Origin of the sequence: Citrobacter sp. LUTT5 (assembly GCF_009905315.1) — a bacterium.
In the GTDB taxonomy this organism is placed as follows: domain Bacteria; phylum Pseudomonadota; class Gammaproteobacteria; order Enterobacterales; family Enterobacteriaceae; genus Citrobacter; species Citrobacter freundii.
Window position 1 is genome coordinate 3,998,013 of sequence record NZ_CP047606.1, and the last position, 11,737, is coordinate 4,009,749.

General features: G+C 52.5%; 9 protein-coding genes. All 9 read right to left on the reverse strand.

Going from position 1 to position 11,737, the window contains the following annotated elements; translation table 11 throughout:
* Nucleotides 1-97 precede the first annotated feature (97 nt).
* Nucleotides 98-1,057, reverse strand: a complete 960-nt coding sequence (gene accA / locus GUC46_RS19300; protein WP_003018513.1) for an acetyl-CoA carboxylase carboxyl transferase subunit alpha — start codon at nucleotides 1,055-1,057, stop codon at nucleotides 98-100.
* A 12-nt stretch (nucleotides 1,058-1,069) separates the two neighbouring features.
* Complete coding sequence (gene dnaE / locus GUC46_RS19305; RefSeq protein ID WP_160180623.1) at nucleotides 1,070-4,552, reverse strand: DNA polymerase III subunit alpha; 3,483 nt, start codon at nucleotides 4,550-4,552, stop codon at nucleotides 1,070-1,072.
* Nucleotides 4,553-4,576: 24 nt separating this feature from the next.
* Complete coding sequence (gene rnhB / locus GUC46_RS19310) at nucleotides 4,577-5,173, reverse strand: ribonuclease HII (protein WP_003845817.1); 597 nt, start codon at nucleotides 5,171-5,173, stop codon at nucleotides 4,577-4,579.
* A complete protein-coding gene (gene lpxB / locus GUC46_RS19315) occupies nucleotides 5,170-6,318 on the reverse strand; it encodes a lipid-A-disaccharide synthase (protein WP_130715154.1) in 1,149 nt (382 codons plus the stop codon). Before lpxB ends, rnhB begins: the two co-directional genes overlap by 4 nt.
* On the reverse strand, nucleotides 6,318-7,106 hold the full coding sequence (gene lpxA, locus GUC46_RS19320; protein ID WP_003018525.1) for an acyl-ACP--UDP-N-acetylglucosamine O-acyltransferase: 789 nt from the start codon (nucleotides 7,104-7,106) through the stop codon (nucleotides 6,318-6,320). Before lpxA ends, lpxB begins: the two co-directional genes overlap by 1 nt.
* Nucleotides 7,107-7,109: 3 nt before the next feature.
* Nucleotides 7,110-7,565, reverse strand: a complete 456-nt coding sequence (gene fabZ, locus GUC46_RS19325) for a 3-hydroxyacyl-ACP dehydratase FabZ (RefSeq protein WP_003018528.1) — start codon at nucleotides 7,563-7,565, stop codon at nucleotides 7,110-7,112.
* 103 nt (nucleotides 7,566-7,668) lie between these two features.
* Nucleotides 7,669-8,694 carry a UDP-3-O-(3-hydroxymyristoyl)glucosamine N-acyltransferase gene (gene lpxD / locus GUC46_RS19330; RefSeq protein WP_003018531.1) on the reverse strand — a complete coding sequence of 342 codons (1,026 nt, stop codon included), beginning with the start codon at nucleotides 8,692-8,694 and terminating at the stop codon, nucleotides 7,669-7,671.
* 3 nt (nucleotides 8,695-8,697) lie between these two features.
* A complete protein-coding gene (gene skp / locus GUC46_RS19335) occupies nucleotides 8,698-9,183 on the reverse strand; it encodes a molecular chaperone Skp (protein WP_003018533.1) in 486 nt (161 codons plus the stop codon).
* 122 nt (nucleotides 9,184-9,305) lie between these two features.
* Nucleotides 9,306-11,729, reverse strand: coding sequence for an outer membrane protein assembly factor BamA (bamA, locus tag GUC46_RS19340; RefSeq protein WP_003018536.1), 2,424 nt, complete (start codon nucleotides 11,727-11,729; stop codon nucleotides 9,306-9,308).
* Nucleotides 11,730-11,737: the final 8 nt, after the last annotated feature.

Here is an 11,737-nt window from a genome sequence, read left to right on the forward strand (position 1 = left end):
GTTCCTCCTGGAAAAACCTTAGTTAATCATAGCCTGGCCAAACCACAGGTAAAAAAAAGGGCCACAGCATTGTGGCCCTTTTCAGAATTAATGCAGTTTACGCGTAACCGTAGCTCATCAGACGCTGGTAACGACGGTTTTTCAGATCATCTTTGCTTAACACGTCGAGATCGGCGAGATCGGCCAGCAGCTGTGCCTTCAGGGACGCAGCCATTACTTCAGGGTTGCGGTGCGCGCCGCCCAGCGGTTCCGGGATGATAGAGTCAATCAGCTTCAGCTCTTTCAGACGCGGCGCGATAATTCCCATTGCTTCTGCGGCCAGTGGCGCTTTGTCGGCGCTTTTCCACAGAATGGAAGCACAACCTTCCGGGGAGATAACGGAATAGGTGCTGTATTGCAGCATATTCACTTTATCGCCTACGCCGATCGCCAGCGCGCCGCCGGAACCACCTTCACCGATAACGGTGCAGATTACCGGTACGCTCAGACGCGACATTTCACGCAGGTTGCGCGCAATCGCTTCTGACTGACCACGTTCTTCCGCGCCCACGCCCGGGTAAGCCCCTGGGGTGTCGATGAAGGTAATGATCGGCATGTTGAAGCGCTCGGCCATTTCCATCAGGCGCAGCGCTTTGCGATAGCCTTCCGGCGCTGGCATGCCGAAATTACGGCGAATCTTTTCTTTGGTCTCACGGCCTTTCTGATGACCAATGATCATCACCGGACGGCCATCCAGACGCGCGATACCGCCGACAATAGCTTTATCATCCGCATAGGCTCGATCGCCCGCCAGCTCATCAAATTCATCAAACGCCAGGCGGACATAATCCAGGGTGTACGGACGCTGTGGATGGCGCGCCAGTTGGGCTACCTGCCATGCGCCAAGATCGGCGAAGATTTTACGCGTCAGTTCTACGCTTTTTTCACGCAGACGATGCACTTCTTCATCGATGTTAATATCCAGTTTCTCATCCTGACGGCTAACCGCAGTCAAAGAATCGATTTTTGCTTCCAGCTCTGCAATCGGCTGTTCAAAATCAAGGAAATTCAGACTCATAGTATTCCTGTATTAGTCAAACTCCAGTTCCACCTGCTCCGAACCAATAAGGCCACGGAGATCGTTTAGCAAACGATCGCTCGGAGAGACACGCCACGTCGCGCCAAAACGCAACCGCGCACGTGCATCCGCCCTCTGATAGTAGAGATGTACTGGAATTGTCCCCGAGCGGTGGGGTTCCAGAGACTGACGGAGTCGGTTTAAAAGCTGGTCATCAATTTGCCTGTCCGTCAGCGAGATAGCAAGCCCGCGAGCATATTTTTCCCGGGCTTCGTCAATATCCATGACTTCACGGGCCATCATTTTAAGCCCGCCACTGAAGTCATCAAAGCTGACCTGTCCGCTGACGATAAGTATGCGGTCTTTTTCCAGCAATTGCTGGTATTTATCCAGAGCATCGGTAAACAACATAACCTCCAGACGTCCGGAACGGTCATCCAGTGTACAGATGCCGATACGATTGCCGCGCTTGGTGACCATTACCCGCGCAGCAATGACGAGCCCCGCAGCCGTGGTGACTTTACCACGTTCTGTCGGATGCATGTCTTTCAGCCTGTAGCCTCCGACATAGCGCTCAATTTCTTTTAAATACTGGTTGATGGGGTGTCCCGTCAGGTAAAGCCCCAACGTTTCACGCTCACCGTCTAATACCACCTGCTCCGGCCACGGTTGGCAGCTGGCATAGGATTGTTCAATTTGCTCCGGTTCTTCCGCCAGCACGCCAAACATATCGGCCTGACCAATAGCTTCGGCTTTTGCATGCTGATCGGCGGCTTTTAGTGCGTCGTTGAGCGAATTCATCAACGCTGCACGATGCGGGCCAAGGCGATCAAACGCCCCGGACATGATTAGCTTTTCCAGCACCCGGCGGTTAAGTTTTTTGATATCCGTGCGCGCGCAGAGATCAAACAGCTCACGGAAGTAGCCGCCTTCGTTACGCGCCTCAATAATAGCTTCAATTGGCCCTTCACCCACGCCTTTTATCGCGCCGATGCCATAAACAATCTCGCCATCATCATTCACGTGAAAATGGTAAAGCCCGGAGTTGATATCCGGCGGCAGGATTTTGAGCCCCATGCGCCAGCATTCATCCACCAGTCCGACGACTTTCTCGGTGTTATCCATATCGGCGGTCATTACCGCCGCCATAAACTCGGCAGGATAATGCGCCTTCAACCACAGAGTCTGGTAAGAAACCAGCGCATAGGCAGCGGAGTGCGATTTGTTAAATCCGTAACCGGCGAATTTCTCCACCAGGTCAAAGATTTTCATCGCCAGTTCGCCGTCTACGCCGCGCTTTTTCGCCCCTTCTTCAAAGGTGCCGCGCTGCTTGGCCATTTCTTCCGGCTTTTTCTTACCCATCGCACGACGCAGCATATCCGCGCCGCCAAGGGTATACCCGGACAACTCCTGGGCAATCTGCATAACCTGTTCCTGATACAGGATAATGCCGTAGGTGGGCTCCAGTACCGGTTTCAGACACTCATGCTGCCATTGTACATCCGGATAGGAAATCTCTTCGCGACCATGCTTACGGTCGATAAAGTTATCTACCATCCCCGACTGTAGCGGGCCAGGGCGGAACAGAGCCACCAGTGCGATCATATCTTCGAAGCAGTCAGGCTGCAGACGTTTGATCAGGTCTTTCATGCCACGGGATTCAAGCTGGAAGACCGCCGTGGTCTCCGAGCGTTGCAGCATATCGAAGCTTTTCTTGTCATCCAGCGGGATAGCCGCAATATCCAGCGGTGGCTCACCGTTCTTTTCACGGCGCGCGTTGATCATTTCCTGCGCCCAGTTGATGATGGTGAGCGTACGCAGGCCGAGGAAGTCGAACTTCACAAGACCGGCATATTCCACATCGTTCTTATCAAACTGAGTAACCGGGTGCAGCCCCTGTTCATCGCAGTACAGCGGAGCAAAATCAGTAATTTTGGTCGGTGCGATAACCACACCACCGGCGTGCTTACCGGCGTTACGCGTGACGCCTTCCAGCTTACGCGCCATATCGATCAGCGCTTTAACCTCTTCATCTGCCTCATAAATTTCCGGCAGTTGGGGTTCGGCTTCAAAGGCTTTTGCCAGCGTCATGCCCGGATCGGGCGGCACCAGCTTCGAAATACGGTCAACGAAGCCGTACGGATGCCCCAGTACGCGGCCCACGTCGCGGATAACCGCTTTTGCAGCCATCGTACCGAAGGTAATAATCTGCGAAACCGCATCACGACCGTACATTTCCGCCACGTGCTCGATGACCTGGTCGCGTTTCTCCATACAGAAGTCAACGTCGAAGTCGGGCATTGAGACACGTTCCGGGTTAAGGAAACGTTCGAACAGCAGGTCAAATTCCAGCGGGTCGAGATCGGTAATTTTCAGCGCATAGGCAACAAGTGAGCCAGCACCGGAACCACGTCCCGGGCCTACCGGTACGCCGTTATCTTTCGACCACTGGATAAATTCCATAACGATCAGGAAGTAGCCCGGGAATCCCATCTGGTTGATAACTTTAAGTTCAACTTCCAGACGTTCATCGTAAGGTGGGCGCTTCTGCGCACGAACTTCAGGGTCAGGGAACAAAAATTCGAGACGTTCTTCCAGCCCTTCGCGTGATTTCGCCACAAGGAAATCTTCGGTGGTCATATCGCCGGTCGGGAACTGCGGCAGGAAATATTCGCCCAGACGCACCGTCACGTTGCAGCGTTTAGCTATCTCGACGGTGTTTTGCAGTGCTTCCGGAATATCGGAGAACAGCTCGCACATCTCATCTTCGCTGCGCATGTACTGCTGCGGCGAATAGTTACGCGGGCGTTTCGGGTCATCAAGGGTAAAGCCGTCGTGGATCGCTACGCGGATTTCATGCGCATCGAAATCTCCGGTTTCAAGGAAGCGGACATCGTTAGTCGCCACCACCGGTAGGCCACGCGTTTCGGCCAGTGCTACGGCTGCGTGCAGATAATTTTCTTCATCTTGCCTGCCGGTGCGAATCAGTTCGAGGAAATAGCAATTGGGAAAATGTTCTTCGTAAAACGCCACGCACTCGTCAACCAGTGCGTTATTGCCGCGCAGCAGACTTCGTCCGACATCGCCCATGCGACCGCCAGAGAGCAAAATCAAGCCTTCTTTTAACTCGACCAACCAGTCCCGGTCGATAACCGGTCCTTCTGCGCCATAGCCGCGCTGATAGGCTTTCGAAATCAACAACGTCAGGTTCTGATAGCCGGTATTATTTGCGGCCAGCACGGTAAGCTGCGTGAGTTCATCGCCCAACAGCTCACTGCGGACATGAAAATCTGCGCCAACTATCGGCTTGATACCCGCGCCATGGCCCGCTCCGTAAAACTTCACCAGACCACACAGGTTGGTAAAATCGGTGATCGCCAGCGCAGGCATGCCTAACGCGGCCGCCTTTTTTACCAGCGGTCCGGTTTTCGCCAGCCCATCGATCATGGAGTAGTCGCTGTGCACCCGTAGGTGGACGAAACGTGGTTCAGACATCTTCAGATTCCTTCGACACAAGAATCAGGACGAGAGTCCCAGTGCGCGTTTGACGGGGCCAAAGCTGCGGCGATGGTGCTCAGTCGCACCATGCAGTGCCAATTTTTCCAGATGAAATGCGGTTGGATAACCTTTGTGCTGTGCAAAACCATACTGTGGAAAAACCGTATCCAGCGCCGCCATTTCAGCGTCACGGGTCACTTTTGCCAGAATCGATGCGGCGCTAATCTCCGCCACGCGGCTATCACCTTTGACCACCGCCATCGACGGTACCGGTAATGCCGGGCAACGATTGCCGTCAATCAGCACGTATTCGGGCACAATATGCAGACCCGCAACCGCACGCTGCATGGCCAGCATGGTAGCATGCAAAATGTTCAGTTCGTCGATTTCATGCGGTTCCGCCCGACCCAGGCTCCAGCTTAACGCCTTTTCTTTAATTTCATCAAACAGCGCCAGGCGACGTTTTTCTGACAGTTTTTTTGAGTCGTTAAGACCGATAATAGGGCGAGCCGGATCCAGAATGACGGCAGCAGTGACGACCGCGCCGACCAAAGGGCCGCGTCCGACTTCATCCACACCCGCCACTAAATGCGTATGCGGATACACAAATTCAATCATTGCGCTAACTCCAGGACCGCATCCGCTGCCTGCTCATCAGCATTGCAACGGATCTGCTGGTGCAGTTCACGGAATGTGTCGTGCATCGCATGGCTGGTTTTACCATTCGCCAGCAACGGCAACAGCGCTTGCGACAGCGCCTGCGGTTCACACTCTTCCTGCAACAGCTCTTTAACCAGTTCTCTTCCCGCCAACAGGTTAGGTAGCGAAACGTAATCAGTCTTCACCAGACGCTTCGCCAGCCAGAAGGTGAAGGGTTTCATACGGTAGCCAACCACCATCGGGCATTTTGCCAGCATACATTCCAGCGCGGCGGTACCTGAAGCCAGCAGTGCGGCGTCGCTGGCCACCATTGCTTCACGTCCCATACCATTGAGCAGATGTACGGAAAGCTCCGGTGCAACTTCCGCTTTAATGCGTTCAAACTGCTCGCGACGTTTGGCATTCACCAACGGCACCACCACTTCGAGATCCGGATAATGCTGGCGTAATAGCTGCGCCGTTTTCAGAAAATCGGCGCTGAGCATCTCCACTTCTGCACCACGGCTTCCCGGCAGTAGCGCCAGGCAGTGAGCGTCATGAGGAATGCCCAGAATATCACGTGCCGCGTTTTTATCCGGGTCCATCGGCATGGCATCCGCCATGGTATGACCTATAAAGCGGCACGGGACGTTAAATTTGTCATAAAACGCTTTTTCGAAAGGCAGAAAGGCCAGCACCATGTTGGTGGATCTGCCTATTTTGAAAACGCGTTTCTGTCGCCACGCCCAGACGGACGGACTGACATAATGAATGGTTTTAATGCCCTGTTTTTTCAAGTTCCCTTCGAGGGTAATGTTGAAATCAGGTGCATCAATGCCAACGAAAACATCCGGCTTTAAGTCGGTGAGTCGGCGAGTGAGGTCGGCACGAATATGCAGTAAACGGCGCAGACGTCCGAGCACTTCAACAATGCCCATGACCGCCAGCTCTTCCATTTCGTACCAGGCTTCACAGCCTTCGGCCTGCATCAGCGGACCCGCCACACCAACAAAACGCGCATTGGGAACGCGAGCCTTGAGTGCACGGATTAACCCTGCACCAAGAATATCGCCGGAGGTTTCTCCGGCGACGAGGGCAATCGTTAAAGGACGCTGTTCAGTCATTAACGAATCAGGCCACGCGTTGAGCGCTCAAAGAAGTCGCTGAAAGCCTGAACTTCGGGGTACTGTTTCGCCAGTTCCGCGATTTCTGGTTTCACTTCTTCCAGCGTTTTACCACTACGGTACAACGCTTTGTAGGCGTTACGAATCGCGGTAATCGCTTCGCGGGTGAATCCACGACGCTTCAGACCTTCGATATTGACGCCAAACGGCGTCGCGTGGTTGCCCTGGGCGATAACGTACGGAGGCACGTCCTGGGCTACACCAGAACAGCCACCAACCATCACATGAGCACCGATGATGCAGAACTGATGCACCGCAGTCATGCCGCCGATGATAACAAAATCATCCAGCGAAACATGCCCGGCAAGCGTGGCGTTATTCGCCAGAATACAGCGGTTTCCTACCGTACAATCATGCGCGACGTGCGCATTAATCATCAGTAAGTTATCGCTGCCCACCTTCGTCACTCCACCGCCCTGCACTGTGCCACGATGAATGGTGACGCTTTCGCGGATGCGGTTGCGATCGCCAATTTCCACACGGGTCGGTTCGCCAGCATATTTAAGATCCTGGTTAACTTCACCGATGGAGGCAAACTGATAGATCTCGTTATCGCGACCAATTTTTGTATGGCCATTCACGACAACGTGAGACTTCAGTACGGTACCCTCACCAATTTCAACATGGGGTCCAACAATACAAAATGGGCCAATGTGAGCATTGGCACCAATGCTGGCGCCCTCTTCTACAATGGCGGTCGGGTGAATAAAGGCGGATTTATCAATCACGTATCAGGCCTCCCGGCTACGGGCACACATCATCGTTGCTTCGCACACAACTTTACCGTCGACCAGCGCAACCCCTTTAAAACGGGTCAGGCCACGGCGCGTTTTCTCGAAAGTCACTTCCATGATCATCTGATCGCCAGGCACGACAGGACGCTTAAAGCGTGCTTCGTCAATACCCGCGAAATAATACAGTTCGCCTGGTTCCAGTTTTCCTACGCTTTTAAACGCAAGGATACCGGTAGCCTGTGCCATCGCTTCCAGAATCAATACGCCAGGGAAAATAGGTTTACCCGGGAAGTGGCCCTGAAAGAAAGGCTCGTTAACGGATACATTTTTCACTGCGCGCAGAAAACGACCTTCTTCAAAATCCAGCACGCGATCAACCAGCAGAAACGGAAAACGGTGCGGCAGAAGTTCTAAAATCTCTTCAATATGCAGAGTATGAGTGTTAGTAGTCAAAATACTCTTCCTGTCAAAATATACTAAAAGGCAATAATAACACGGCCTGTCGCAATCGTATGAATGGGACAGGCCGAAAAGTCAGACATGCAAAAACGGTGCTTTAGTCTTGTTGATTAACCTTGCGCTCAATCGCTTTGAGGCGCTTGCTCATATCATCAATATTCATCACCAGTGCAGCTGTTTTACGCCATACCTTATTGGGTTGTAGCGGAATGCCTGAGGAATAGACGCCAGGTTCGGTGATAGGACGCATCACCATACCCATGCCAGTCACCGTGACTTTGTCGCATATTTCCATATGCCCATTGATCACGCTGGCGCCGCCAATCATGCAGTAACGGCCAATCTTCAGGCTTCCCGCCATAATGACGCCACCGGCTACTGCCGTATTGTCGCCAATCACAACGTTATGCGCAATCTGGCACTGGTTATCAATGATAACACCATTGCCGATCACAGTATCGTCCAGAGCACCACGGTCAATGGTGGTACAAGCGCCGATCTCGACGCGATCGCCGATAATCACGCGACCAAGCTGCGGGATCTTTACCCAGTTACCACGATCGTTCGCGTAACCAAACCCATCAGATCCAACGACAGTGCTTGACTGGATCAGGCAATTCTCACCGATCTGAATGTCGTGGTAAATCGTCACATTCGCCCACAAGCGTGAACCTGCACCGATTTTAGTATTTTTTCCGACGAAGCAGCCTGCGCCGATAACGACGTTATCACCCAGTTCTACGCCAGACTCAATGACCGCATTTGCGCCCACAGAGACATTATTACCCAGCTTCGCCGTTGCATCGATCACTGCACTCGGTGCAATGTTCTGTGCAGGCTGAGGCGTGGTATCTAAAATTTGCGCCATACGTGCATAGGTCAGGTAGGGATTCTTCACTACCAACGCGGCACTTTTAGCAAAAGGAAGATCGTCCTGCGTCATTACTACGGCAGAAGCCTGGCATACGCCTAAGTGTTCACGGTACTTAGGATTCACCATGAACGTGATATTGCCAGTTTGCGCAGATTGCATGGACGCTACGCCGGTGATGACGATATCGCCATCACCGTGTAATTCTGCATCCAACTGCTCTGCTAAATCAGCCAGTCGAATTGAAGGCATTACTTATTTAACCTGTTTCAGTACGTCAGCGGTGATGTCTTTTACATCGCTGCTGTTGTATGCAACGGTGTTTGCGTCAACGACCAGATCGATGCTCTGGCTGCTGGCAACAGATTTCACAGCAGTCTGGATACGAGTAACCAGTTTGCCACGTTCTTCGTTGGAGCGACGCGCACGATCCTGCTCAAAAGCCTGAGCTTTCTGAGAGAAAGTCTGGCGCTGAGCCATAACGTCTTTTTCCAGCTTGGTACGATCGCTACCTGCTTTCATTGATTGCAGACGCTGCATCTTAGATTGCAGATCGGATTCCATACGCTGCAGTTCGCTGGCACGGCCTTTGAACTCGTTTTCCAGCGTAGCAGAAACGCCTGTCTTCTGTGCAACCTGTTGGAACAGGCTACCCATGTTGACGATTGCAATTTTGTCAGCCGCTTGTGCGGACGTTGCCATCGCTAAACCGAGACCTGCAGCTAATAACCACTTTTTCACAATTAACTCCTTACCATCCCATTTGCACCCGAAGGTGCAGTTCTTTGCGTGGCCAGGCGATCCCATGCAAGATCGCCTAAAGTCATCGCTACACTACCACTACATTCCTTTGCGAAGAACAATTACCAGGTTTTACCAATGTTAAACTGGAACTGTTCCGCTTTGTCTCCATCGTACTTCTTGAACGGCTGGGCGTAGGAGAAAACCAACGGCCCCAATGGGGACATCCATTGTAAAGCGATACCCGCTGACATACGGATATTACTTGGATCACTGTAGTCCGGCACACCTATAGCACGTGTTTGAGCGCTATCCTGCCAGTTAGTATCCCAAACAGTACCCATATCCCAGAAGAACGAGGTACGAACCGAGTTGGCATACTTGTCGCTAATGAACGGCGTTGGGGTAATAAACTCCAGGCTGGCGACAGCCATGGCGTTACCGCCCACTGCGTCATCCGATTTACAGTCCTTACCGTCCGCGTTGGAACACTCTTCGTAGTCACTATTATCAGAACCACTGGCGTAAGCACCGTTTTTGTAGACTGCTTTTGGACCGATAGTATTCGACTGGAAGCCACGCACGGTGCTGGAACCACCTGCATAGAAGTTCTCATAGAACGGCATTTCTTTGCTGCCAATGCCGTCGCCATAGCCTACCTTCGTACGTCCTAAAACCACCCACTTGTGATCGTCATCGATCGGCACATAGGTCGCGGTATCCATCGACACTTTGTAGTATTCGTTATCAGAACCCGGAATGGTCACTTTACCGTTCAGGTTGACGCGTGTACCGTCCGTTGGGAAATACCCACGGTCCAGTTTGTTGTACGTCCAACCGTAGTTAAAGGTGAAGTCATCAGCGGCAAAGCTGTTGGTATTGGTCTCGCCCATTGACTCAAGATAACGATCCATCGCAACCTGCGGCTGCATGTTGGACAGTTTGTTATGTACATAACCCAGGCCGGCACGCAACGTGTTGTATTCGTTTACCGGGAAGCCAAGCGTTACGTCTGTACCATAACTTTTGTTGGTATAGTCGGACAGATCCGCATCATTCGCTTCAAAGTCGTTATAGAAGACACGGCCACCCAGGCTCACACCATCAACGGTGAAGTACGGGTTAGTCACAGACAACTCAGTATAGGTCTGGTAGTCGTTTTTGGTGCCGTTGATGCCAACAGAATAACCGGTACCTAACCAGTTATCTTGCTGAACGCCAGCCTGGAAGCTCACGCCGCTCTCGGTACCGTAACCGACGCCGAAGTTAAAGCTACCGGTGTTACGCTCTTTGACCTTGTAGACTACATCAACCTGATCCGGTCTGCCCGGAACACGCTGAGTATCGGTATCAACTGTTTCAAAGTAACCCAGACGGTTCAGACGCTCTTTACCCTGGTCGACCAGATCGCTGCCCAACCATGCACCTTCCATCTGACGCATTTCGCGACGCAGAACGGAATCTTTAGAGGTGTCGTTACCTTCAAAACGAATCTTACGCACATAGAAACGGTTACCCGCATCCACGTTTACGCGTAATTTAACGGTTTTGTCAGCGTCGTTGATTTCAGGCTGCGACTGTACGCGCGGATAGGCATAGCCATAGCGACCCAGGAGCTTCTTGATATCATCTTCCATTTTGGTCACTTTGGTGCCGTTATAGAGTTCACCTGGCTCGATCTTCGTCAGGGTCTCAATTTCGGCGGAGTGCCCGGCCAGGTTACCGCTCACCTGAACACCAGAAAGCTTGTACTGCTCGCCTTCTGTGATGTTAACGGTGATGTAGATACCTTTTTTATCCGGCGTCAGGCTGACCTGAGTGGAATCGATATTGAAGCGGGCATAACCGCGATCCAGATAGTAACTGCGCAGGGTTTCAAGGTCGCCCGCCAGTTTCTGTTTCTGGTATTTGCGATCGCCCACCACGTTCCACCACGGCACTTCGTCACGCAATTGGAAGTGAGAGATAAGTTCGTCAGTCGTGAAGGCATGGTTGCCGACGATATTGATCTGTTGGATCTTCGCCGAAACACCTTCCTGGAAGACCAGTTTGAGGTCAACGCGGTTACGCGGCAACGGCGTCACCACCGCTTTCACACTGGCGCTGTACTTACCGACGCTATAGTAGAAATCTTCCAGGCCTTTTTCGATATCGGCAAGCGTGGTGCGATCCAGAGACTCGCCAACACGCACACCAGACGCCTCGAGGTTTTGCTTGAGCATGTCATCTTTCACCGATTTATTACCGGAGAAAGTGATGCTGGCAATCGTCGGACGCTCTTTTACCTGAACCAGAAGGGTATCACCATCGCGCAGGACGCGGACATCCTCAAAGTTACCGGTGGCGAACAGAGCACGAATGGTATTACTGATGTCTTCATCATTAACCGTGTCGCCTGTGCGCACCGGCATACTGAGGAGAGCCGCACCAACGGCGACTCGCTGTAGGCCTTCGAAATGAATGTCCTTCACTACGAACCCTTCAGCACCGTATACGGTGGCGCTGCTAAACAGCAGCGACGCTATGAGCAACTTTTTCATCGCCATCGTTATTA

What these genes read in the sequence shown, in the direction of transcription:
- dnaE (WP_160180623.1), bottom strand. Translation starts at nt 4,552, where the DNA reads ATGTCTGAACCACGTTTCGTCCACCTACGGGTGCACAGCGACTACTCC.
- accA (WP_003018513.1), bottom strand. Translation starts at nt 1,057, where the DNA reads ATGAGTCTGAATTTCCTTGATTTTGAACAGCCGATTGCAGAGCTGGAA.
- rnhB (WP_003845817.1), bottom strand. Translation starts at nt 5,173, where the DNA reads ATGATTGAATTTGTGTATCCGCATACGCATTTAGTGGCGGGTGTGGAT.
- lpxB (WP_130715154.1), bottom strand. Translation starts at nt 6,318, where the DNA reads ATGACTGAACAGCGTCCTTTAACGATTGCCCTCGTCGCCGGAGAAACC.
- lpxD (WP_003018531.1), bottom strand. Translation starts at nt 8,694, where the DNA reads ATGCCTTCAATTCGACTGGCTGATTTAGCAGAGCAGTTGGATGCAGAA.
- bamA (WP_003018536.1), bottom strand. Translation starts at nt 11,729, where the DNA reads ATGGCGATGAAAAAGTTGCTCATAGCGTCGCTGCTGTTTAGCAGCGCC.